This window comes from Staphylococcus ureilyticus (genome assembly GCF_025558845.1).
Taxonomy (GTDB): domain Bacteria; phylum Bacillota; class Bacilli; order Staphylococcales; family Staphylococcaceae; genus Staphylococcus; species Staphylococcus ureilyticus.
Window position 1 is genome coordinate 234901 of the sequence record NZ_CP094825.1, and the last position, 24023, is coordinate 258923.

21 protein-coding genes and 2 rRNA genes are annotated in these 24023 nt (G+C 36.6%); 21 read left to right on the forward strand and 2 right to left on the reverse strand.

Translation table 11 applies throughout. The features are described from left to right. Positions 1-155 precede the first annotated feature (155 nt). Positions 156-3076 (forward strand): 23S ribosomal RNA (locus tag MUA21_RS01070). A 77-nt stretch (positions 3077-3153) separates the two neighbouring features. Continuing rightward, positions 3154-3268 (forward strand): 5S ribosomal RNA (gene rrf / locus MUA21_RS01075). A gap of 418 nt (positions 3269-3686) precedes the next feature. Here rrf and pdxR read toward each other — a convergent pair. Beyond that, on the reverse strand, positions 3687-5063 hold the full coding sequence (gene pdxR, locus MUA21_RS01080; protein WP_107526218.1) for a MocR-like pyridoxine biosynthesis transcription factor PdxR: 1377 nt from the start codon (positions 5061-5063) through the stop codon (positions 3687-3689). Between the two features lie 97 nt (positions 5064-5160). Between pdxR and pdxS the strand changes: the two genes are divergently transcribed. Together pdxS and pdxT are read left to right on the forward strand one after the other, a co-directional pair. Beyond that, positions 5161-6048, forward strand: coding sequence for a pyridoxal 5'-phosphate synthase lyase subunit PdxS (gene pdxS / locus MUA21_RS01085; protein WP_064209900.1), 888 nt, complete (start codon positions 5161-5163; stop codon positions 6046-6048). Between the two features lies 1 nt (position 6049). Next, positions 6050-6625, forward strand: coding sequence for a pyridoxal 5'-phosphate synthase glutaminase subunit PdxT (gene pdxT, locus MUA21_RS01090; protein WP_073343643.1), 576 nt, complete (start codon positions 6050-6052; stop codon positions 6623-6625). A 60-nt stretch (positions 6626-6685) separates the two neighbouring features. Here the strand turns inward: pdxT and MUA21_RS01095 are convergent, their stop codons facing one another. After that, positions 6686-7900, reverse strand: coding sequence for a NupC/NupG family nucleoside CNT transporter (locus MUA21_RS01095; RefSeq protein ID WP_107526217.1), 1215 nt, complete (start codon positions 7898-7900; stop codon positions 6686-6688). Between the two features lie 156 nt (positions 7901-8056). On the opposite strand from MUA21_RS01095, the gene MUA21_RS01100 reads away from it, so the two are divergent. From MUA21_RS01100 to rplK, 17 genes are all read left to right on the forward strand, one after another. Further along, a complete protein-coding gene (locus MUA21_RS01100) occupies positions 8057-8518 on the forward strand; it encodes a CtsR family transcriptional regulator (protein WP_019468588.1) in 462 nt (153 codons plus the stop codon). Positions 8519-8542: 24 nt separating this feature from the next. Beyond that, positions 8543-9094: a UvrB/UvrC motif-containing protein gene (locus MUA21_RS01105; RefSeq protein WP_046207696.1), complete on the forward strand. Its 552-nt coding sequence runs from the start codon at positions 8543-8545 to the stop codon at positions 9092-9094. After that, positions 9087-10097 carry a protein arginine kinase gene (locus MUA21_RS01110; RefSeq protein ID WP_198644472.1) on the forward strand — a complete coding sequence of 337 codons (1011 nt, stop codon included), beginning with the start codon at positions 9087-9089 and terminating at the stop codon, positions 10095-10097. Before MUA21_RS01105 ends, MUA21_RS01110 begins: the two co-directional genes overlap by 8 nt. 11 nt (positions 10098-10108) lie before the next feature. After that, a complete protein-coding gene (locus MUA21_RS01115; RefSeq protein ID WP_046207694.1) occupies positions 10109-12571 on the forward strand; it encodes an ATP-dependent Clp protease ATP-binding subunit in 2463 nt (820 codons plus the stop codon). A gap of 350 nt (positions 12572-12921) precedes the next feature. Further along, positions 12922-14292, forward strand: coding sequence for a DNA repair protein RadA (gene radA, locus MUA21_RS01120; RefSeq protein ID WP_073343636.1), 1371 nt, complete (start codon positions 12922-12924; stop codon positions 14290-14292). Positions 14293-14366: 74 nt separating this feature from the next. Then, entirely contained in the window at positions 14367-15425 is a 1059-nt protein-coding gene (locus MUA21_RS01125) for a PIN/TRAM domain-containing protein (RefSeq protein WP_262561619.1), read from the forward strand. Between the two features lie 438 nt (positions 15426-15863). Then, positions 15864-17318, forward strand: a complete 1455-nt coding sequence (gene gltX, locus MUA21_RS01130) for a glutamate--tRNA ligase (protein ID WP_046207691.1) — start codon at positions 15864-15866, stop codon at positions 17316-17318. Between the two features lie 323 nt (positions 17319-17641). Next, positions 17642-18283: a serine O-acetyltransferase gene (cysE, locus tag MUA21_RS01135; RefSeq protein WP_046207703.1), complete on the forward strand. Its 642-nt coding sequence runs from the start codon at positions 17642-17644 to the stop codon at positions 18281-18283. After that, a complete protein-coding gene (gene cysS, locus MUA21_RS01140; RefSeq protein ID WP_064209893.1) occupies positions 18267-19667 on the forward strand; it encodes a cysteine--tRNA ligase in 1401 nt (466 codons plus the stop codon). The genes cysE and cysS overlap by 17 nt, the downstream gene beginning before the upstream one ends. A 1-nt stretch (position 19668) precedes the next feature. Then, positions 19669-20055 carry a Mini-ribonuclease 3 gene (locus tag MUA21_RS01145; protein WP_046207689.1) on the forward strand — a complete coding sequence of 129 codons (387 nt, stop codon included), beginning with the start codon at positions 19669-19671 and terminating at the stop codon, positions 20053-20055. Positions 20056-20062: 7 nt separating this feature from the next. Continuing rightward, positions 20063-20812, forward strand: a complete 750-nt coding sequence (gene rlmB, locus MUA21_RS01150) for a 23S rRNA (guanosine(2251)-2'-O)-methyltransferase RlmB (protein ID WP_046207688.1) — start codon at positions 20063-20065, stop codon at positions 20810-20812. Further along, positions 20809-21333: an NYN domain-containing protein gene (locus MUA21_RS01155; protein ID WP_019468577.1), complete on the forward strand. Its 525-nt coding sequence runs from the start codon at positions 20809-20811 to the stop codon at positions 21331-21333. The genes rlmB and MUA21_RS01155 overlap by 4 nt, the downstream gene beginning before the upstream one ends. 74 nt (positions 21334-21407) lie before the next feature. Beyond that, complete coding sequence (locus MUA21_RS01160) at positions 21408-21989, forward strand: sigma-70 family RNA polymerase sigma factor (RefSeq protein WP_262561620.1); 582 nt, start codon at positions 21408-21410, stop codon at positions 21987-21989. 122 nt (positions 21990-22111) lie between these two features. After that, entirely contained in the window at positions 22112-22255 is a 144-nt protein-coding gene (gene rpmG, locus MUA21_RS01165) for a 50S ribosomal protein L33 (RefSeq protein WP_071560108.1), read from the forward strand. A 127-nt stretch (positions 22256-22382) separates the two neighbouring features. Continuing rightward, on the forward strand, positions 22383-22562 hold the full coding sequence (secE, locus tag MUA21_RS01170) for a preprotein translocase subunit SecE (protein ID WP_046207686.1): 180 nt from the start codon (positions 22383-22385) through the stop codon (positions 22560-22562). 14 nt (positions 22563-22576) lie between these two features. Continuing rightward, positions 22577-23125, forward strand: a complete 549-nt coding sequence (gene nusG / locus MUA21_RS01175) for a transcription termination/antitermination protein NusG (protein WP_019468574.1) — start codon at positions 22577-22579, stop codon at positions 23123-23125. A 374-nt stretch (positions 23126-23499) separates the two neighbouring features. Then, the gene (gene rplK / locus MUA21_RS01180) at positions 23500-23922 is read left to right on the forward strand and encodes a 50S ribosomal protein L11 (RefSeq protein ID WP_019468573.1); all 423 of its coding nucleotides are present in this window, start codon (positions 23500-23502) and stop codon (positions 23920-23922) included. The last annotated feature ends 101 nt before the right edge of the window (positions 23923-24023 follow it).

The window sequence follows — 24023 nt, forward strand, 5'->3', positions numbered from 1 at the left end:
TAAAATTTATGATTTTACCAAGCAAAACCGAGTGAATAAGAGTTTTAAATAAGCTTGAATTCAAAAAGAAATAATCGCTAGTGTTCGAAAGAACACTCACAGATTAATAACATTTTGGGTTTTCAACCGACGGTTGTCGAGTTGGAAAGCAAATAGATTAAGTTATTAAGGGCGCACGGTGGATGCCTTGGCACTAGAAGCCGATGAAGGACGTTACTAACGACGATATGCTTTGGGGAGCTGTAAGTAAGCTGTGATCCAGAGATTTCCGAATGGGGGAACCCAATACGAGTTATGTCGTATTATCGATACGTAAATACATAGCGTATCGAAGGTAGACGCGGAGAACTGAAACATCTTAGTACCCGCAGGAAGAGAAAGAAAAATCGATTCCCTGAGTAGCGGCGAGCGAAACGGGAAGAGCCCAAACCAACGAGCTTGCTTGTTGGGGTTGTAGGACACTCTATACGGAGTTACAAAGGAATAGATTAGACGAAGCATCTGGAAAGATGCATCAAAGAAGGTAATAATCCTGTAGTCGAAAATCTGTTCTCTCTTGAGTGGATCCTGAGTACGACGGAACACGAGAAATTCCGTCGGAATCTGGGAGGACCATCTCCCAAGGCTAAATACTCTCTAGTGACCGATAGTGAACCAGTACCGTGAGGGAAAGGTGAAAAGTACCCCGGAAGGGGAGTGAAAGAGAACTTGAAACCGTGTGCTTACAAGTAGTCAGAGCCCGTTAATGGGTGATGGCGTGCCTTTTGTAGAATGAACCGGCGAGTTACGATTTGATGCAAGGTTAAGCAGTGAATGTGGAGCCGTAGCGAAAGCGAGTCTGAATAGGGCGTTGAGTATTTGGTCGTAGACCCGAAACCAGGTGATCTACCCTTGACCAGGTTGAAGTTCAGGTAACACTGAATGGAGGACCGAACCGACTTACGTTGAAAAGTGAGCGGATGAGTTGAGGGTAGCGGAGAAATTCCAATCGAACCTGGAGATAGCTGGTTCTCTCCGAAATAGCTTTAGGGCTAGCCTCAAGTGATGATTATTGGAGGTAGAGCACTGTTTGGACGAGGGGCCCTTCTCGGGTTACCGAATTCAGACAAACTCCGAATGCCAATCAATTTAACTTGGGAGTCAGAACGCGGGTGATAAGGTCCGTGTTCGAAAGGGAAACAGCCCAGACCACCAGCTAAGGTCCCAAAATATATGTTAAGTGGAAAAGGATGTGGCGTTGCCCAGACAACTAGTATGTTGGCTTAGAAGCAGCCATCATTTAAAGAGTGCGTAATAGCTCACTAGTCGAGTGACACTGCGCCGAAAATGTACCGGGGCTAAACATATTACCGAAGCTGTGGATTGTCCGTAGGACAATGGTAGGAGAGCGTTCTAAGGGCGTTGAAGCATGATCGCAAGGACATGTGGAGCGCTTAGAAGTGAGAATGCCGGTGTGAGTAGCGAAAGACGGGTGAGAATCCCGTCCACCGATTGACTAAGGTTTCCAGAGGAAGGCTCGTCCGCTCTGGGTTAGTCGGGTCCTAAGCTGAGGCCGATAGGCGTAGGCGATGGATAACAGGTTGATATTCCTGTACCACCATGAATCGTTTTAAGCGATGGGGGGACGCAGTAGGATAGGCGAAGCGTACGATTGGATTGTACGTCCAAGCAGTAAGACTGAGTGTTAGGCAAATCCGGCACTCATAAGGTCAAGCTGTGATGGGGAGAGGAAATTGTTTCCTCGAGTCGTTGATTTCACACTGCCGAGAAAAGCCTCTAGCTAGATTTATGGTGCCCGTACCGCAAACCGACACAGGTAGTCAAGATGAGAATTCTAAGGTGAGCGAGCGAACTCTCGTTAAGGAACTCGGCAAAATGACCCCGTAACTTCGGGAGAAGGGGTGCTCTTTAGGGTTCACGCCCAGGAGAGCCGCAGTGAATAGGCCCAAGCGACTGTTTATCAAAAACACAGGTCTCTGCTAAACCGTAAGGTGATGTATAGGGGCTGACGCCTGCCCGGTGCTGGAAGGTTAAGAGGAGTGGTTAGCTTCTGCGAAGCTACGAATCGAAGCCCCAGTAAACGGCGGCCGTAACTATAACGGTCCTAAGGTAGCGAAATTCCTTGTCGGGTAAGTTCCGACCCGCACGAAAGGCGTAACGATTTGGGCACTGTCTCAACGAGAGACTCGGTGAAATCATAGTACCTGTGAAGATGCAGGTTACCCGCGACAGGACGGAAAGACCCCGTGGAGCTTTACTGTAGTCTGATATTGAAATTCGGTACAGCTTGTACAGGATAGGTAGGAGCCTTAGATACGTGAGCGCTAGCTTACGTGGAGGCGTTGGTGGGATACTACCCTCGCTGTATTGGATTTCTAACCCACACCATTAATCATGGTGGGAGACAGTGTCAGATGGACAGTTTGACTGGGGCGGTCGCCTCCTAAAGAGTAACGGAGGCGCTCAAAGGTTTCCTCAGAATGGTTGGAAATCATTCATAGAGTGTAAAGGCACAAGGAAGCTTGACTGCGAGACTTACAAGTCGAGCAGGGTCGAAAGACGGACTTAGTGATCCGGTGGTTCCGCATGGAAGGGCCATCGCTCAACGGATAAAAGCTACCCCGGGGATAACAGGCTTATCTCCCCCAAGAGTTCACATCGACGGGGAGGTTTGGCACCTCGATGTCGGCTCATCGCATCCTGGGGCTGTAGTCGGTCCCAAGGGTTGGGCTGTTCGCCCATTAAAGCGGTACGCGAGCTGGGTTCAGAACGTCGTGAGACAGTTCGGTCCCTATCCGTCGTGGGCGTAGGAAATTTGAGAGGAGCTGTCCTTAGTACGAGAGGACCGGGATGGACATACCTCTGGTGTACCAGTTGTCGTGCCAACGGCATCGCTGGGTAGCTATGTATGGACGGGATAAGTGCTGAAAGCATCTAAGCATGAAGCCCCCCTTAAGATGAGATTTCCCAACTTCGGTTATAAGATCCCTCAAAGATGATGAGGTTAATAGGTTCGAGGTGGAAGCATAGCGATATGTGGAGCTGACGAATACTAATCGATCGAAGACTTAATCAAATTTAAAAGTTTTGTTGGTTAAACTAAATTTTACTTACAATCTAGTTTTGAGTGTATAAATTTTATACATGACATTGTCTGGTGACTATAGCAAGGAGGTCACACCTGTTCCCATGCCGAACACAGAAGTTAAGCTCCTTAGCGCCGATGGTAGTCGGACTTACGTTCCGCAAGAGTAGGACGTTGCCAGGCAAGTAAATAGGATGCGATGAGCCGAGACCGAAAGGTCTCTTTTTTACGTAAAAGGAGCTTAACTTCCCAGTTCGAAGAACTGTAAACTGACAAAAGAAAGCGTTTGAAGCTGACGAAGTAAACGAGAGACGAAACGAGCTTACAAGCGGTAAGTGAGTGAGGAAAGCGTGAAATAGTAAAAGGAATGCATGAGCAAAAACTCATGCATAAGTACCGCTATCTCAATAAATTGAGAGTGGTACTTTACGAGCGCTTGGCTGAAGTCAGGAAAGGTCCTTAGCGCCGATGGTAGCTGACTTACCTTCCGCAAGAGTAGGTAAAGAGGAATGCATGAGCTAAAGCCCATGCATAAGTCACAGTATTTCAATAACATATAAATTTATAAGAAATATAAAAGTCGAACTATCAATAATATATACTAGACTGTCAGTGTTTTGATTAGTGCGTCTGTATGTTCTTTGAGTTGGGATATCGGAATACCACCGAAACCTAGAATAAATTTAACTGTGTTTTGATCACTATCATATTTACTAAATGGTATTATATTTAAATCATTTTCCTTTGCACGTTCTAAGCATTGCCCCATAGTCAAATGATTTTTGACAGTGAGTGTAAAATGCATACCAGCTAAAGCACCATCTATTTTTAATTGCGATTGATAAGGCGTTAATGCATTTAAAATTGTTGTTAGTTTATGGCGGTACACGTTCCTCATTTTATTAAGATGCCTTTCAAAACTGCCTGATTTCATAAAGAGTGAAATCATTTTTTGTGTATGTGCCGGCACTGTGTTTCCTTCTTTATTTGCCAAGTTGTCATATTTTGAAAGTAAATTATTTGGTAAAACTAAATATGCAATTCGACAGCTTGGAAATAATGATTTGGAAAAGGTACTAATATATATGACCTTATCTTTAGTGTCTAAACTTTGTAGAGCAGGTATTGGTTTACCGAAGTAGCGAAACTCAGAATCATAATCATCTTCAATAATATATCTATCAGTACTTTGTTGTGCCCAATTGATGAGTTGGGTTCTTTTTTTTAAACTCATAACATAGCCTGTGGGGAATTGGTGTGATGGTGTGACATATGCGATATTATTATTGGATTTCTGAAAGGACGTAATTTCTATTCCTGTACTATTTACAGGTACTTGAAGATAAGCAATTTGCTTTTTATCTAGTACTTGCTTAATGGGTGGATAACTAGGATTTTCTATTAAAAAACGACCGTCATTTAAAATGTCAGTTAAAAGATTTATAAGTTGTTCTGTTGAAGAACCGATGATAATTTGTTCAGGTCTACAGTTAACGCCACGACTATTAAATAAGTAATGTGCAATTTCTTGTCTTAATGAAATCTCGCCTTTTGAATTAACATGTTGTAGTAAATCAATTTCTTCATCTTCAAATGCATCTTTTGCATATTTTCTAAATTGTTTCATAGGGAAGTATTCTGCATCAATCTCTGATAAATTAAATGCCAGTGAACGGACTGATTGTGTCACTTCATGATTATTTTTTGAGTTATTATGATGTTGGGATTGGTCCATATTTCTTGCGATAACAGGAAGCGTTTCTATATCTGAAACAAAATAGCCTGAACGCGGTTTGGAGTAAATATATCCTTCATCTAATAAGAGCTGATACGCATGTTCAATTGTTGTATTGCTTACAGATAAATGTTGGCCTAATGCACGTTTAGACGGAAACTTATCTTCAGATTTGTATTGACCTTCTATGATTTGTTGTTTTAAATTTTCATATAAATTAATATAGAGATGATTTTTAGACAATAAACTGACCTCCTAAATTATTTTGAAAGTGTACCTTTTTAAACACCAGTTTATCTTTTAAAATGAATTTAATCAACTAAGTAAAGGGGTAAATAAAATGTCTAAATTTACTGGATCAGAAAGAGTCAAAAGAGGAATGGCTGAAATGCAAAAAGGCGGCGTCATCATGGACGTTGTCAATGCTGAACAAGCGAAAATCGCGGAAGAAGCAGGGGCAGTTGCTGTAATGGCGTTAGAACGTGTTCCTTCTGATATTAGAGCAGCTGGTGGTGTTGCTAGAATGGCAAATCCTAAGATTGTTGAAGAAGTAATGAATGCTGTTTCTATACCTGTCATGGCTAAAGGTCGTATTGGTCATATAACAGAAGCACGTGTACTAGAAGCAATGGGTGTTGACTATATTGACGAATCAGAAGTCTTAACACCAGCTGATGAAGAGTACCACTTACGTAAAGATACTTTTACAGTACCATTTGTTTGTGGCTGTCGTAATTTAGGTGAAGCAGCGCGTCGCATAGGTGAAGGAGCGGCAATGTTACGTACGAAAGGTGAACCTGGTACTGGTAATATCGTTGAAGCTGTTAGACATATTAGACAAGTCAATGCTGAAGTGAGTCGCATAACAGTTATGAATGATGATGAAATTATGACGGAAGCTAAAAACATAGGTGCACCTTTTGAAGTATTAAAATCAATTAAAGAAAACGGTAAATTGCCAGTGGTGAATTTTGCAGCTGGTGGTGTAGCAACACCTCAAGACGCTGCTTTAATGATGGAATTAGGTGCAGATGGTGTATTTGTTGGTTCTGGTATTTTTAAATCAGAAGATCCTGAAAAATTTGCAAAAGCAATTGTACAAGCTACGACGCATTACCAAGATTATGAATTAATTGGTAGATTAGCTAAAGAGTTAGGTACAGCAATGAAAGGTTTAGACATTAATGATTTGTCACTAGAAGAACGTATGCAAGAGCGTGGTTGGTAATATGAAAATAGGTGTTTTAGCTTTACAGGGTGCTGTGAGAGAACATTTGAAGCATATTGAATTAAGTGGACACGAAGGTATTGCCATAAAACATGTGGAGCAATTAGAGGAAATTGATGGGCTCATACTACCTGGTGGTGAATCGACAACGTTACGTCGTTTAATGAATTTATATGGGTTTAAAGAAGCATTACAACAATCTGAATTACCTATGTTTGGCACTTGTGCAGGGCTTATAGTTATGGCAAAAGATATTGTTGGTGAAGAAGGATATCTCAACAAATTAGATATTACGGTCCAACGAAATTCATTTGGCAGACAAGTAGATAGTTTTGAAAGTCATTTAAATATTACTGGCATTGCAGAAGATATAGAAGGGGTATTTATCAGAGCCCCTCATATAGCCCAAGTCCATGGGAATGCCACAATATTGAGCTCGGTTGGTGAGAAAATAGTAGCAGTTCAAGAAGGACGCTATTTAGGTGTTTCTTTCCATCCAGAGTTAACAGAAGATTATCGCGTAACGCAATATTTCATTGAACATATTGTTGCAAAGGCTACAATTGAGCAAGTTTAATATAACATAAAAAAAACAGGTCAATTCCAAAATGGATTGACCTGCTTTTTGTCAGTTTAATTAGATAAAGAAACCTGCGATTGCTGCAGAAATAAATGACACAAGTGTGGCACCAAATAAAAGTTTTAAACCAAAACGTGCTACCATATCACCTTTTTCATTATTAAGCGATTTGATTGCGCCAGAAATAATACCAATAGAACTAAAGTTAGCAAAAGATACAACAAAGACAGAGATTACACCTTTTGCGTGTTCACTGATATTTTTAACTTCATTTAAGCTTTGCATGGCTACAAATTCATTAGATAGTAATTTTGTTGCCATAATAGAACCAGCTTGAACAGCATCGTCCCATGGTACCCCAATTAAAAATGCTAATGGTGCAAATATAAATCCAATTAAAGTTTGGAAATCCCATGTAATACTTCCACCTGAAGCTGCAGTGAAAATAGCACTTACAACACCGTTTAACAAAGCGATAATTGCTATATAACCAATCAGCATCGCACCAACGATTACAGCAACTTTAAACCCATCTAAAATGTATTCCCCTAACATTTCGAAGAAGGACTGTTTTTTCGTCTCACTTTCTTCAACGATTAATTTATCTTCTTTTACATCTACTTTATATGGATTAATAATAGAAGCAATGATAAACCCGCCAAATAAGTTTAGTACTACTGCAGTAACTACATATCTAGGCTCGATTAATGTAAAATAAGCACCGATAATAGAAGCCGATACCGTAGACATCGCGGAAGCAGTCAATGTATAAAGACGTTGTTTAGGGATATGTGCTAATTCTTTTTTGAGTGAAATGAAAACTTCTGATTGACCCAAAATTGCTGCTGCTACCGCATTATATGACTCTAAGCGACCCATCCCATTTACTTTAGAAATGGCTAAACCTAAATAGTTAATAATGAATGGCAGTATTCTTGTGTATTGTAAGATACCAATTAATGCTGAAATAAAAACGATTGGTAATAATACATTGAAGAAGAATGGAGGATTTTTAGGATCTACAAATTCAAATCCACCAAATACAAAATTGACACCTTCAGCAGCTTTAGCTAATAAGTAATTAAAGCCATCTGAAATGCCACCAATGACCGTAATACCAAATTTTGTTTTTAATAATATAAAAGCAAATACAAGTTGTATTACGAGTAATAAGCCAATGTATTGCCAGCGAATATTTTTTCTGTCAGAACTAAAGAGTAAAGCTAACCCAAGAAACACAGCAATACCAATTAAACCGATAATAATATGCATAATAATTCATCCCTTTAAATTTTTTCTTAACTCCTATAATACAATAAACAAGCGCTTACTTACATCCAAAATTGAAAAAATTTAAAACATATTGGTTGAAAAAGGTCAAAGTTGGTCATATAATATAGTCAAAGAAGGTCAAAAGAGGTGATAATCATGCATAACATGTCCGACATCATAGAACAGTACATTAAAAAATTATTTGAAGACACCAATGAAGACGTTGTTGAAATTCAACGTGCCAATATTGCACAGCGGTTTGACTGTGTGCCTTCTCAACTAAACTATGTGATCAAAACACGTTTTACAAATGAACATGGTTATGAAATAGAAAGTAAAAGAGGTGGCGGTGGTTATATTCGAATCACTAAAATTGAAAACAAAGATGAAACAGGTTACATTAATCATTTACTTCAACTCATCGGACCATCTATTTCACAGCAACAAGCTTATTACATCATAGATGGTTTATTAGATAAAGCATATATCAGTGAACGCGAAGCAAAAATGATTTACGCTGTAATCGATAGAGAAACTTTAAAAATGGATGTATTATCAAGAGATATTATACGTGCTAATATAGTGAAACGAATATTACATGTAATAAATTATTATTAAAGAAATTAAGAGAGGTGTTTGGTCGTGCTGTGCGAAAATTGTCATTTAAATGAAGCAGAAGTAAAGTTAGCAGTTAAAGGGCAAGATGGTGTACATGAAAAATGGGTTTGTGCCACATGCGCACAAGGCGGTAACCCATGGACTCAAAACCAACAAATGCAGTCACAAGATGACATTGAAGGTGCGTTTGTAGTAAAACAAATATTACAACATTTAGCAGCGAAACACGGTATTGATTTCGATGAAATTGCATTTAAAGAAGAAAAGAGATGTCCTACTTGTCAAATGACATTAAAAGATATTGCGCATGTTGGTAAATTTGGTTGTGCAGACTGCTACGCAACTTTTAAAGATGACATTGTCGATATTGTACGACGTGTACAAGGTGGTCAAATCGAACACACTGGAAAAACACCACGCTCTTCACATAGAAAGTTAGCTTTGAAAAAACAAATAGAAGAGAAAACAACTTATTTAAATCAGTTAATTGAAGAACAAAATTTTGAAGAGGCTGCAGTTGTTAGAGATGAAATTAAGGCATTGAAAGAAGACAGCGAGGTGAAACATGATGAGTAAGAATGATATCAGCACCCACATTAGTGAGTGGATGAGAGACGAAGCAGAAAGTCCAATCGTAATGTCTTCGAGATTGCGTTTGGCTAGAAATTTAGAAAATCATGTACACCCTTTGATGTTTGCATCCGAACAAGATGGTAATAGAGTGATAAATGAAGTTCAAGATGCGCTTCCTAACATGTTTATACAGAGGTTAGGCACGATGGACCAGCAGAGTAAATATAAACTTGTAGCGAAACATCTTATCAGTCCCGAGTTAATAAAAAGACCTGCTGCTGCAGTACTTTTAAATGAAGATGAATCTTTAAGCATTATGGTTAATGAAGAAGATCATATACGAATTCAAGCCATGGGAAATGATTTATCATTACAAACATTATATGAAAAAGCTTCCGCACTGGATGACACATTAGACAGTGAATTAGATGTAAGTTTTGATGAAACACTCGGTTATTTAACAACATGTCCGACGAATATCGGTACTGGTATGAGAGCCAGCGTAATGTTACATTTACCGGGACTTACGATTATGAAGCGGATGAATAGAATCGCTCAAACAATCAATCGTTTTGGATTCACAATAAGAGGTATCTATGGCGAAGGTTCCCAAGTATACGGTCACATTTATCAAATTTCCAATCAACTGACGCTTGGAAAAACAGAAGAAGAAATTATTGAAAGTTTAACTGAAGTAGTACAACAAATTATTAACGAAGAGATGCAAATTCGCGAACGACTTAGCAAGCATAATAAAATTGAAACTTTAGATAGAGTATATCGTTCGTTAGGTATCTTAAAATATAGTAGACTAATATCTATGGAAGAAGCATCATTTAGATTAAGTGAAGTGAAATTAGGTATAGATTTAGACTATATTGATTTAAAAGACTTTAAGTTTAATGAGTTGATGGTTGCTATTCAATCACCATTCTTATTAGATGATGAAGATGATAGAACAGTTAACGAAAAAAGAGCAGATATTTTAAGAGAACATATAAATTAGGAGGTCATGCTATGTTATTTGGTAGACTGACAGAACGTGCACAACGTGTATTGGCACATGCTCAAGAAGAAGCAATTCGCTTAAATCATTCAAATATAGGAACAGAACATTTACTTTTAGGTTTAATGAAAGAACCAGAAGGTATTGCAGCAAAAGTGTTGGAATCCTTTGATATTACTGAAGAAAAAGTAGTAACAGAAGTTGAAAAATTAATTGGTCACGGTCAAGAACAAATGGGTGCGTTACATTACACACCACGTGCTAAAAAAGTTATTGAGTTATCAATGGACGAAGCAAGAAAATTACACCACAATTTCGTTGGTACTGAGCATATATTACTTGGTTTAATTAGAGAAAATGAAGGCGTAGCTGCACGTGTTTTTGCTAATCTAGACTTAAACATTACGAAAGCACGCGCGCAAGTAGTGAAAGCTTTAGGAAGTCCTGAAATGAGCAATAAAAATGCGCAGGCAAACAAATCTAATAATACACCAACTTTAGATAGTCTTGCTCGTGACTTAACAGTAATTGCTAATGATGGCACGTTGGATCCTGTTATTGGCAGAGATAAAGAAATCACACGTGTCATTGAAGTGTTGAGTAGACGTACTAAGAACAACCCAGTATTAATTGGGGAACCAGGTGTCGGTAAAACGGCAATTGCTGAAGGTTTAGCACTTGCAATTGTTAATAATGAAGTTCCTGAAACACTTAAAGGTAAACGTGTGATGTCATTAGATATGGGAACAGTCGTTGCTGGTACGAAATATCGTGGCGAATTTGAAGAGCGTTTGAAAAAAGTAATGGAAGAAATTCACCAAGCAGGTAATGTCATTCTGTTCATTGATGAGCTACACACATTAGTAGGTGCTGGTGGTGCAGAAGGTGCAATTGATGCATCAAACATCTTAAAACCAGCATTAGCTCGTGGCGAATTACAATGTATCGGTGCGACTACACTTGATGAATATCGTAAAAACATTGAAAAAGATGCTGCGTTAGAACGTCGTTTCCAACCTGTTCAAGTAGATGAACCAACTGTTGAAGATACGATTGAAATCTTAAAAGGATTACGTGATCGTTATGAAGCACATCACCGCATCAACATCTCTGATGAAGCTTTAGAATCAGCTGCAAAACTAAGTCATCGCTATGTGTCTGATCGTTTCTTACCAGATAAAGCGATTGACTTAATTGATGAAGCAAGCTCAAAAGTAAGACTAAAAAGTCATACAACACCACCAAACTTAAAAGAGCTGGAACAAGAAATTGAGCAAGTGAAAAATGAAAAAGATGCAGCTGTACATGCACAAGAATTTGAAAATGCAGCTAATTTACGTGATAAACAAACTAAATTAGAAAAACAATACGAAGAAGCAAACAATAATTGGAAAAATAGCCAAAACGGTGCGAACACATCCTTATCTGAAGAGGATATCGGTGAAGTTATCGCTGGTTGGACTGGCATTCCATTAACAAAAATTAATGAAACAGAATCTGATCGCTTGCTTAACTTGGAAGATACGTTACACAAACGTGTCATTGGTCAAAAAGAAGCAGTAACATCAATCAGTAAAGCAGTAAGACGTGCAAGAGCAGGATTAAAAGATCCTCAAAGACCAATAGGTAGCTTTATATTCTTAGGACCTACAGGTGTCGGTAAGACAGAATTAGCACGTGCACTAGCAGAAACAATGTTTGGTGAAGATGACGCAATGATTCGTGTTGACATGAGTGAGTTTATGGAAAAACATGCTGTCAGTCGTTTAGTAGGAGCGCCTCCAGGTTATGTTGGTCATGATGATGGCGGTCAATTAACTGAAAAAGTAAGACGCAAACCATATTCAGTTATATTATTTGATGAAATCGAAAAAGCGCATCCTGATGTATTTAACATCTTGTTGCAAGTATTAGATGATGGACACTTAACAGATACTAAAGGTCGTCAAGTAGACTTCCGTAACACAGTGATAATTATGACATCTAACGTGGGTGCGCAAGAATTGCAAGATCAACGTTTTGCAGGATTTGGTGGCGCATCTGAAGGTCAAGACTATGAATCTATCCGTAAAACAATGATGAAAGAATTGAAAAATGCTTTCCGTCCAGAATTCTTAAACCGTGTAGATGACATCATTGTATTCCACAAACTGTCTCAAGATGAGTTGAAAGAAATTGTAACAATGATGGTAAATAAACTTACAGATCGTTTATCAGAACAAGATATTGATATTATCGTTTCTGATGCAGCTAAAGAACGCATCGCTGAAGAAGGATACGATCCAGAATATGGTGCGAGACCACTTATTCGAGAAATCCAAAAAACGATTGAAGATAACTTAAGTGAGTTAATCTTAGACGGCAATCAAATTGAAGGTAAAAATGTTTATATCGACCATGACGGTAAGGAATATAAATATAACATTAAAGATAGAACAGAAGATGAAAAAGAAAAAGAAACTTCTGAATCATAAAATTAGATAAACCAATATAGGTCATAATACCAAAGCGTTTCTCAAGTATTTATTTCAACCTTGAGAAACGCTTTTTTAATTTCAAAAACTACGATACAGTATGGTGAAAGTATGATATGACCTTGTAGGCTAATTTGGATATCAATAAAGTATATCTTTTTGATGGTGCTATAGGCATAATAGTGTTATTTTTAAAAATAGATTTTTGCAATATATTCATTTATATATTACAATATAAAGCTATTTATTTAGCATATAAAATATCAAAATAAATCATTTGTAAATAAAATTTGTTTTTACATAAACATAGGTATAAAATAGATTTGTTCAATAAAGATGGAGGTGCAGTTTTGGCCAAAAAGAAAGTGATTTTTGAATGCATGGCATGTGGTTATCAGTCACCTAAATGGATGGGGAAATGTCCTAACTGTGGTGGATGGAATCAAATGGAAGAAATCATAGAACAGAAATCGACAAGTCCGAAACATGGTGTGCGCAGTCGTGAAAATACATCCAAAGTACAGAAGTTAAATGATATAAAGCATGAGACAACACCACGTGTTAAAACGAATTCAGCAGAGTTTAATCGAGTGCTTGGTGGCGGGATCGTTAATGGTTCACTTGTGTTGATTGGTGGCGATCCAGGTATCGGTAAATCAACACTATTGCTTCAAATATGTGCAGCGTTATCACAAGAGAAAAACGTTTTATATATAACTGGTGAAGAATCATTAAATCAAACAAAATTAAGAGCAGATCGATTAGATGAAGATTCAAGTCAATTAAATGTATTTGCAGAAACAGATTTAGAAGTGATACATGAAACAGTTAAACAATTGAAGCCTGATTTGCTTGTTGTAGATTCTATTCAGACTATTTTTCACCCTGAAATCAGTTCTGCACCCGGTTCGGTATCTCAGGTGAGAGAGAGTACACAGAGCTTGATGAATATAGCTAAACAACTAAATATCGCGACGTTTATTGTTGGTCACGTTACGAAAGAAGGTCAGATTGCGGGACCTCGTTTGCTAGAACATATGGTGGATACGGTGCTTTATTTTGAAGGTGATGAGCATCATGCTTATCGGATTTTAAGAGCGGTAAAAAATCGCTTTGGTTCTACAAATGAAATGGGTATTTTTGAAATGAAACAGAGTGGATTGAAAGGTGTTAAAAATCCTTCAGAAATGTTTTTAGAAGAACGTTCTACAAATGTTCCAGGTTCAACAATCGTGTCTACTATGGAAGGTACGCGACCATTATTAATTGAGGTTCAAGCGTTAGTAACACCCACAACATTTAATAATCCTAGACGTATGGCGACAGGAATAGATCACAATCGTTTAAGTTTGTTAATGGCTGTATTAGAGAAAAAAGAAAATTATTTACTGCAACAACAAGATGCCTATATTAAAGTAGCTGGTGGCGTAAGGTTAACAGAACCTGCTGTTGATTTAGGAATCATTATTGCTACTGCCTCAAGCTTTAAAGATTTAACTGTGGATGGCTTAGACTGTTTTATCGGCGAAGTTGGTTTAACAGGGGAAGTGAGACGTGTTTCTCGCATTGAACAACGTGTACAAGAAGCGGAAAAATTAGGTTTTAAACGCATTATTATTCCTGAATCTAATATTGGGGGTTGGGAATTCCCGAGCAACATTAAAGTCATTGGTGTGACAAATGTCCATGAGGCATTAAAATATGCCTTATCAAAACATTGATCAACGACATTTATTTAAATGGTTACAAGGCTTATGAAGTCATAATAGCTTTCATGCGAAAGGAGCGTTAGCATTTGAACATGATAAGACTCATTGTAATCTTGTGCTATATCATATTGGGCGCAAGTTTAGGCGTGTATCTTATTCCAGAAATTATTACAGATGCTGGATTGAGTCATTTCATGCTACTTACAAATAATTATTTCAATGGACTACTAGGGATTATACTGTTTTTTGCTATCTTTGGTTGGTTTATTAAGAAAGTAACTTTAGCAATGAAAGATTTAGAACAAATGATTATGCGTCAAAGTGCGATAGAAATATTGTTTGCCACAATCGGGCTCATTATAGGTTTGCTTATTTCTGTAATGATTTCATTTATTTTTCAAATTATTGGCAACAACGTGTTAAATCATTTTGTACCAATTATTGTTACAATCATATTGGGATATTTAGGTTTTCAATTTGGTTTACGTAAACGTGATGAAATGCTTTTGTTTTTGCCAGAAAATATGACGCGTTCTATGGCTATGAATACACGTAATGCGATGCCAAAGGTGATTGATACGAGTGCAATTATAGATGGACGTATTCTAGATGTTTTAGAATGTGGCTTTGTAGATGGTGAGATTTTAATTCCGCAAGGTGTGATTAATGAATTGCAAGTTATTGCGGATGCGAATGATAGTGTGAAGAGAGAAAAAGGTCAAAGAGGCTTAGATATGCTTAATGCATTACACGATGCACAGCACCCTACACGTATTATTCAACCTACAAAATCACACAGTGATATAGACGCTATGTTAATTAAACTCGCGCTGCATTATAGAGCTCAAATTATCACTACAGATTTTAATCTGAACAAAGTTTGTCATATACAAGGCATTCAAGTACTCAATGTTAATGACTTATCAGAAGCCATTAAGCCAACAGTCCATCAAGGTGATCGGCTTAACTTATTGTTAACTAAGATGGGTAAAGAAGCTGGACAAGCAGTGGGTTATTTAGAAGATGGTACGATGGTAGTTGTAGACAATGCTAAAAAACATATTGGCGAACACATTGATTTAGAAGTCGTCAGTTTATTGCAAACATCTTCGGGTCGGATTATTTTTGCTAAAAAAATATATTGAAATAGCAGTTAGGTTTCATATGAAATGTAGCAACTACAGTTACAGTTTCACATGAAACCTTTTTTACGTAAAAACACTGAATGACCAAGTGACAAAAGAATTCATTTATAAACAATTAAATTTAAGCGTGGTAATATCATAATCAGCTTTAAAGTGCTACAATAGATAGCGAAATTGTATTACTATATTTAGAATTATGCCGTGGAATTAAAAACAAAAAATGTTTGATTTTAATATAGTGATGCTTTAAAAAATGATGAGCTATGATATTATAAGTAAGCGAATAAGCAATATACTTTAAATGCTGAAACATTATTTTTTAATATGAACTTCATTGGATTCGTATTGATATATTACTGTGTGTAATAGATAGACACAGTAAAAATGAAAGCAATGAAATTGAAAATAAAAAATTAATTTTAAACAGGAGTGAACATAATGAGTAATCGTGTAAGAGTTAGATATGCGCCAAGCCCAACAGGTTATTTGCATATTGGTAATGCAAGAACTGCATTATTTAACTATTTATTTGCTAAACATTATGATGGTGATTTTGTAATACGTATAGAAGATACAGATAGCAAACGTAATTTAGAAGATGGAGAATCATCACAGTTCGATAATCTAAAATGGTTAGGTATTGATTGGGACGAATCAGTAGATAAGGATAAAGGTTATGGCCCTTACCGTCAGTCAGAACGTGCTGAAATATACAACCCGCTTATTCAACAATTATTAGATGAAGATAAAGCATATAAATGTTATATGACTGAAGAAGAGTTAGAAGCGGAACGTGAACAACAAATTGCGCGCGGTGAAATGCCACGTTATGGTGGTAAACATGCACATTTAACAGAGGAAGAACGTCAACAATTTGAAGCAGAAGGACGTAAACCTTCTATTCGTTTCCGCGTTCCAAAAGATACAACTTATAAATTCGATGATATGGTTAAAGGCGAAATTTCATTTGATTCAAACAATATGGGAGATTGGGTAATTGTTAAAAAAGACGGTGTACCAACATATAATTTTGCCGTAGCTGTTGATGATCATTACATGGAAATTTCAGATGTTATACGTGGCGACGACCATATTTCAAATACTCCAAAACAATTAATGATTTATGACACATTTGGTTGGGAACCACCAAGATTTGCACATATGTCACTAATTGTAAATGAAGAACGTAAAAAATTAAGTAAACGTGATGGCCAAATCCTTCAATTTATTGAACAGTATAGAGACTTGGGTTACTTACCTGAGGCCTTGTTCAACTTTATTACGTTGTTAGGTTGGTCTCCGGAAGGTGAAGATGAAATCTACTCTAAAGAAGAATTTATCAAAATCTTCGACGAAAAACGTTTATCTAAATCACCTGCATTTTTCGATAAACAAAAATTAGCTTGGATTAACAACCAATATATGAAACAAAAAGATACTGAAACAGTATTTGAACTTGCTTTTCCACATTTAGTAAAAGCAGAATTATTGCCTGAAAATCCTTCTGAAGAAGATAAAGCGTGGGGGCGTAAACTGATTGCACTTTATCAGAAAGAAATGAGTTACGCTGGAGAAATTGTTCCGTTATCTGAAATTTTCTTCCGAGACGAACAAACACTAGGTGAAGATGAGCAAGAAGTTATTAATGGTGAACAAGTTCCAGAACTAATGAATCATTTATATGGCAAATTAGAAGCATTAGAACCTTTTGAAGCTGACGAAATTAAAAAAACAATTAAAGAAGTTCAAAAAGAAACAGGTATCAAAGGTAAGCAATTATTTATGCCGATACGTGTAGCTGTAACAGGACAAATGCACGGACCAGAACTGCCAAATACAATTGAAGTTTTAGGCAAAGACAAAGTGCTACAACGCTTAAAAAAATACGTTTAATGCATAGTGTGAATAAAATAGATTAAATGTATAACACTTGAAAAATTACAAGTTACCAACTATTATAATATGTGAATGAGCTAAAGGATTAGTATGCAATGGTATGTGTCAAGAGAGTGTGCGGTCGCTGTGAGCACAACACAAAAATTGTTGAATGCACCTTTAGTTTGATGAATTGAATAATGCAAATGAGTCAATATAAGTTGTATTGCTATGTGATTGAGGAATCAGCTTATTAAAAAAGAGTGGAACCGTGCAAAGCACCTCTAACAGTATGATGTTGGAGGTGCTTTTTTAATAAGGAGGTCGCAACCTTGTTTGAAATTTTGAAAAGAATCAAAGATGATGTAAATATGGTGTTTGAGCAAGACCCAGCAGCACGTACAACATTAGAGGTAGTTACATCTTATGCTGGTGTACATGCAGTGTGGAGTCACTTAGTTGCACATGCTTTATATAAAAAGAAAAAATATGTATTAGCCAGATTGATTTCTCAAATCACACGTTTTTTTACTGGAATAGAAATACATCCAGGTGCTCAAATTGGCAAGCGTTTATTTATTGACCATGGTATGGGCGTAGTGATAGGAGAAACATGTAGGATTGGTGATAATGTCACAATCTATCAAGGCGTTACTTTAGGTGGGACAGGTAAAGAGAAAGGGAAGCGTCATCCTGATATTGGAGACAATGTTTTAATTGCAGCAGGAGCAAAAGTACTCGGTAATATTAAAATCAATTCAAATGTTAATATTGGCGCAAATTCCGTAGTGTTAAACTCGGTACCTAGCTATTCTACAGTGGTTGGTATACCAGGGCATATCGTAAAACAAGACGGAAGAAGAATTGGCAAAACATTTGATCATCGTAATTTACCTGATCCAATTTATGAGCAATTAAAACAATTAGAGAAACAACTTGAGAAAACAAGAAATGGAGAGATTCAAGATGATTACATTATATAATACACTCACACGTCAAAAAGAAACGTTTAAGTCAATAGAACCAGGTAAGGTTAAAATGTATGTTTGTGGACCAACTGTATATAATTACATTCATATTGGAAACGCAAGACCTGCAATTAACTATGATGTTGTCAGAAGATATCTTGAGTACCAAGGTTATGAAGTGATTTACGTTTCAAACTTTACGGACGTAGATGATAAATTAATAAAACGATCTAAAGAATTAAATGAGCCTGTAAATACAATAGCTAATCGCTATATCGATGCATTTTATGAAGATGTGGGTGCATTAAATGTCAAAAAAGCGACTTCAAATCCAAGAGTCATGAATCATATGGACGATATTATTAAGTTTATAAAAGAACTTATTGATGAAGGCTATGCATATGAAAGCGGTGGCGACGTTTATTTCAGAACACGTAAGTTTGAAGATTATGGTAAATTAAGCCATCAATCGTTGAACGATTTAAAAGTAGGTGCGCGTATTGAACAAGGGGAACAAAAAGAAGACGCTCTAGATTTTACGTTATGGAAACAAGCGAAACCAGATGAAATCAGTTGGGATAGTCCATTTGGCAAAGGTAGACCAGGCTGGCATATTGAGTGTTCAGTGATGGCTTATCACGAGCTAGGTGCAACAATTGATATTCATGCGGGTGGTACAGATTTACAATTCCCTCATCATGAAAATGAAATTGCACAATCTGAAGCACATAACCATGCCCCATTCGCAAACTATTGGATGCACAATGGTTTCATTAACATAGATAATGAAAAAATGAGTAAGTCATTGGGCAATTTTGTCTTAGTGCATGACATTATTAAAGAAATTGATCCGGACGTCTTACGCTTTTTCATGATAAGTGTACATTATAGAAGTCCAATCAACTATAATATGGAACTTGTTGGGGCAGCTAAAAGTGGGTTAGAACGTATTCGCAATAGTTATCAAGCCATTGAAGAACGTGAAACAATTGCAACTAATATTGAAACGCAAGATCATTATATTGATGAAATCAATCAAATATTAGACCAATTTGAAACGGTTATGAACGACGATTTTAATACGGCTAATGCCATTACAGCTTGGTATGATTTATCAAAATTAGCGAATAAATACGTATTAGAAAATACGACATCTACTAAAGTGATTGCACGATTTAAAGAAGTGTATCAAATATTCAGTGATGTCTTAGGCGTTCCTTTAAAAGCATCAAACAACGATGAATTATTAGATGAAGATGTTGAAGCGCTCATTGAAGAACGAAATCAGGCGCGACAAAACAAAGATTTTGCACGTGCAGATGAAATCCGTGACCAGTTAAAAGAACAAAATATTATTTTAGAAGATACGCCACAAGGTGTGAGATTCAAACGTGGTTAACATGGATAATAAGTTATTAAATCCATTAACTTTGGCCTATATGGGTGATGCAGTATTAGATCAATTCGTAAGAGAGTACATTATATTGAAGTTAAAAGCTAAGCCCAATCGACTACACCAAGAAGCCAAGCGTTACGTATCGGCAAAAAGTCAGGCACAATCGCTTGAGCACTTATTAGAAAATAACTGGTTTACAGCGGAAGAATTAGATATTGTTCGTCGTGGTAGAAATGCGAAGAGTTATACTAAGGCGAAAAACACAGATATTCAAACTTATCGAAAAAGTTCGGGTTTAGAAGCAATCCTCGGATTTTTATATCTAGAAAAAAATCAAGAGCGACTCACCACGTTGCTTGAACGCATCGTAAAAAATGTAGATGAAAGGTAGTGAGACTTTGGAAGAGATTGTTATAGTAGGTCGTCATGCCGTAAAAGAAGCGATTGTTTCCGGACATACAATTAATAAGGTTTTAATTCAAGATACAGTAAAAAAAGGACAAATTAATGATATTTTAAAAAAGGCAAATAGTAATAAAATTATTGTACAAGCAGTGCCAAAATCAAAATTAGATGGTTTGTCTGATGCGCCTCACCAAGGTGTCGCTGCATACATCGCACCATATGAATATGCAGATTTTGATGCGTTTTTAGCACAGCAAAAGAACAATGAAAAACTATCAACTGTTTTAATTTTGGATGGCTTAGAAGATCCTCATAATTTAGGGTCGATTTTAAGAACGGCTGACGCTTCAGGTGTAGATGGCATTATTATTCCTAAAAGGCGATCGGTTGCACTTACGCAGACCGTTGCAAAAGCGTCTACTGGCGCGATTGAACATGTCCCTGTCATGCGTGTTACAAATTTGGCGAATACCATTGAAACATTAAAAGACCATGGATACTGGGTGGTCGGTACAGAAGCCGAAAATTCAACAGATTATCGTGAAATGGACGCTGGTATGTCGCTAGCGATTGTTATCGGAAGTGAAGGGCAAGGCATGAGCAGACTTACCAAAGATAAATGTGACTTTTATATAAATATTCCAATGGTAGGACATGTAAATAGTTTGAATGCTTCTGTTGCGGCAAGCTTAATGATGTATGAAGTCTATCGTAAACGTAATCAGATTGGAGAAAAATCATGAAGGATCGTTTCTTGATTATAGACGGTTACAATATGATTGGCCAATCACAAGATTTAAGTCAAATAGCCCAAGAAAATTTGGAAGAAGCACGCGATCAGTTATTAACTGCGATTGCAAATTATAATGCAGTTATAGCAGATGAGGTTGTATGTGTGTTTGATGCCTATGAACAATCCGGCATGTCATCAGAATATATGTATCACGGTGTAAAGATTGTCTTTACTAAAGAAAAAGAAACAGCAGATAGTTTTATAGAAAAATATGTTTATGATTTATACGACAAACATACAAGACATATCACAGTGGTAACAAGTGATATGAGTGAGCAACATGCCATATTTGGTGCGGGAGCTTATCGTATCTCTTCTAGAGAAATGTGGAGAGACTTGAGAGAAAATGAAGTTTCGGTTTCAAAAAAGCTTGAAGGGTTCAATGAGCAGAAACCACGCACACGTATAGAACTATCAAATGAAATTTTGGAAGAATTTGAAAAAATTAGAAGGGGTAACAATCACAAATAAGAAGATTGGCCCCTTGCTTTTTTTATAGCGTCCTTAGTATGCTAACTTTATTCTGATTGAAAGGATAAAAAAGCATGCACCAAAGAATAAAACATCAAGAATCAATACCAGTTTCAAAAAGCAAACGCCAAGATATTCATTTCCTAATCGATTTACTTGAGCAAATACAACCACATATTAGAAAATGTTTAAATCATTTCACAATACATCCTGATGATAAAGAAGATTTACAACAAGAAATACTTTTGAAATTATTCAAAGCGATAAGTCAATTTGATTTTTCAAAAGACATACCGTTAGTACATTACGTAAATCGCACTATCAAAAATGCCAGAAATGATTATATACGAAAAAAATTAGCTGATGTAAGACGACAAAGGTTATTAGAAAATGAAATGTTAAGTAGTGTCCAAGTGTTAAGGCAAGTGAGGCAACCGGATGACATTATTTTAAGAAGAGAAACCCTGGTTTTGTTGCATCAAAGTGTTGAAAAATTAACAGAGTTAGAACAAGGTATTATAAAATATATTTTAAATGATTATAAACCATCAGAGATTGCCCATATCTTAAATCTAAATGTTAAGATAGTTTACAATTCGATACATAGATGTAAACTGAAATTAAAGCGTGTTTTTAAGCAAAAGTATCATGACTAAAAACAGTTATTGATACGTATAAAATGATTTTTGGATTAATAGAAAGCAATAGTGGAAGATTGACAATTGACAGAGATGTTATGTATAGTAGATTGGTATTATAATGAGTAAGGTGAAGTGAAATGAAAAAAGTGCCATTAAGCTGTGAAACGTGTGGAAATAGAAATTATAATGTTCCTAAGCAAAGTAACCTTACATCAAGATTGACATTGAAGAAGTATTGTCCGAGATGTAACGCACATACAGTTCATAAAGAAGCGAAATAATGTCGGTATATTAGATTTAGTAATTGAGTAAATATAACCTTCCAATTTAGTTGTGAGTATTGTATTTGCTTAATTTGTCGTATGTATAAGCAAATGAGAAAATCGAATTAATATGGAGGTATTGCTAATGGCTAAAAAAGAAAATTTCTTTCAAGGCGTAAAGTCAGAAATGGAAAAGACGAGTTGGCCAACGAAAGAAGAATTATTTAAATATACTATTATTGTTGTGTCAACGGTAGTATTTTTCTTAGCCTTCTTCTATGTCTTAGATTTAGGTATTGGTAGAGTTATAGAGTTAATTAAATAGATAGGAGTGACGACATGTCTGAGGAAGTTGGCGCAAAGCGTTGGTATGCTGTGCATACTTATTCTGGTTATGAGAACAAAGTTAAGAAGAATTTAGAAAAACGTGTGGAATCTATGAATATGACTGAATTGATATTCAGAGTGGTTATACCTGAAGAAGAAGAAACACAAGTTAAAGATGGTAAAGCTAAAACGTTAACTAAAAAAACATTTCCTGGCTATGTATTAGTCGAATTAATCATGACTGATGAATCATGGTATATTGTGAGAAACACACCGGGTGTTACAGGATTTGTTGGTTCAGCAGGTGCTGGGTCAAAACCAAATCCATTATTACCTGAAGAAGCACGTTTCATCTTGAAACAAATGGGCATGAAAGAAAAAACAATTGATGTTGAATTAGATTTAGGTGAGCAAGTTCAAATCAAATCAGGTCCATTTGCGAATCAAGTTGGTGAAGTTCAAGAAATTGAAGCGGATAAATTTAAATTGACAGTTCTTGTAGACATGTTTGGTAGAGAAACACCTGTTGAAGTAGAATTCGATCAAATTGAAAAATTATAAAGGTATATAAGTAATACTAGACTTGTTAAAGCAAGAAATATTACTTTACATGCATTAAGAACCCCTAATCAATAAAATGATTCAGCGTAAGGAATACCTGAGCCAAGGCTCATGCATTAAGAACCCCTAATCAATAAAATGATTCAGCGTAAGGAATACCTGAGCCAGGGCTCATGCATTAAGAACCCCTAATCATTAAAATGATAAGGGGTTCTATAAAAAAAGTTCCATTTTACTCTTGCTTTATGATTTGAGTAGATGTTATAATACTGTGGTCGCGCTCATAGAGCGTTCATTTCGTCACGAAATGTAGAAGAGTGGGAGGACAAAACTGAGTCCTGTGACCACATCACGATATCAAGGAGGTGCACATCGTGGCTAAAAAAGTAGAAAAAGTTGTTAAATTACAAATTCCTGCAGGTAAAGCAAACCCAGCACCACCAGTTGGTCCAGCATTAGGTCAAGCAGGTGTGAACATTATGGGATTCTGTAAGGAATTCAACGCACGTACACAAGAAGATGCAGGTTTAATTATTCCGGTAGAAATCAGTGTTTATGAAGATCGTTCATTTACATTCATTACAAAAACTCCACCGGCTCCAGTACTACTTAAAAAAGCAGCTGGCGTTGAAAAAGGTTCTGGTGAACCTAACAAAAACAAAGTTGCTACAGTAACTAAAGATCAAGTACGTGAAATTGCAAACCAAAAAATGCAAGATTTAAACGCTGCAGACGAAGAAGCAGCTATGCGTATTATCGAAGGTACTGCACGTAGTATGGGTATCACAGTTCAATAATATTAAAAAATTAACGAAAACATAGATTGACGATGAAGCAGATGACAGAAATGACAAACAGGATCAAAGCGTTCAATATTGTCGTAATAAGAGGGAAATTG

What these genes read in the sequence shown, in the direction of transcription:
- pdxS (WP_064209900.1), top strand. Translation starts at nt 5,161, where the DNA reads ATGTCTAAATTTACTGGATCAGAAAGAGTCAAAAGAGGAATGGCTGAA.
- pdxT (WP_073343643.1), top strand. Translation starts at nt 6,050, where the DNA reads ATGAAAATAGGTGTTTTAGCTTTACAGGGTGCTGTGAGAGAACATTTG.
- MUA21_RS01095 (WP_107526217.1), bottom strand. Translation starts at nt 7,900, where the DNA reads ATGCATATTATTATCGGTTTAATTGGTATTGCTGTGTTTCTTGGGTTA.
- MUA21_RS01100 (WP_019468588.1), top strand. Translation starts at nt 8,057, where the DNA reads ATGCATAACATGTCCGACATCATAGAACAGTACATTAAAAAATTATTT.
- MUA21_RS01110 (WP_198644472.1), top strand. Translation starts at nt 9,087, where the DNA reads ATGAGTAAGAATGATATCAGCACCCACATTAGTGAGTGGATGAGAGAC.
- MUA21_RS01115 (WP_046207694.1), top strand. Translation starts at nt 10,109, where the DNA reads ATGTTATTTGGTAGACTGACAGAACGTGCACAACGTGTATTGGCACAT.
- gltX (WP_046207691.1), top strand. Translation starts at nt 15,864, where the DNA reads ATGAGTAATCGTGTAAGAGTTAGATATGCGCCAAGCCCAACAGGTTAT.
- cysS (WP_064209893.1), top strand. Translation starts at nt 18,267, where the DNA reads ATGATTACATTATATAATACACTCACACGTCAAAAAGAAACGTTTAAG.
- MUA21_RS01145 (WP_046207689.1), top strand. Translation starts at nt 19,669, where the DNA reads ATGGATAATAAGTTATTAAATCCATTAACTTTGGCCTATATGGGTGAT.
- MUA21_RS01155 (WP_019468577.1), top strand. Translation starts at nt 20,809, where the DNA reads ATGAAGGATCGTTTCTTGATTATAGACGGTTACAATATGATTGGCCAA.
- MUA21_RS01160 (WP_262561620.1), top strand. Translation starts at nt 21,408, where the DNA reads ATGCACCAAAGAATAAAACATCAAGAATCAATACCAGTTTCAAAAAGC.
- rpmG (WP_071560108.1), top strand. Translation starts at nt 22,112, where the DNA reads ATGAAAAAAGTGCCATTAAGCTGTGAAACGTGTGGAAATAGAAATTAT.
- secE (WP_046207686.1), top strand. Translation starts at nt 22,383, where the DNA reads ATGGCTAAAAAAGAAAATTTCTTTCAAGGCGTAAAGTCAGAAATGGAA.
- nusG (WP_019468574.1), top strand. Translation starts at nt 22,577, where the DNA reads ATGTCTGAGGAAGTTGGCGCAAAGCGTTGGTATGCTGTGCATACTTAT.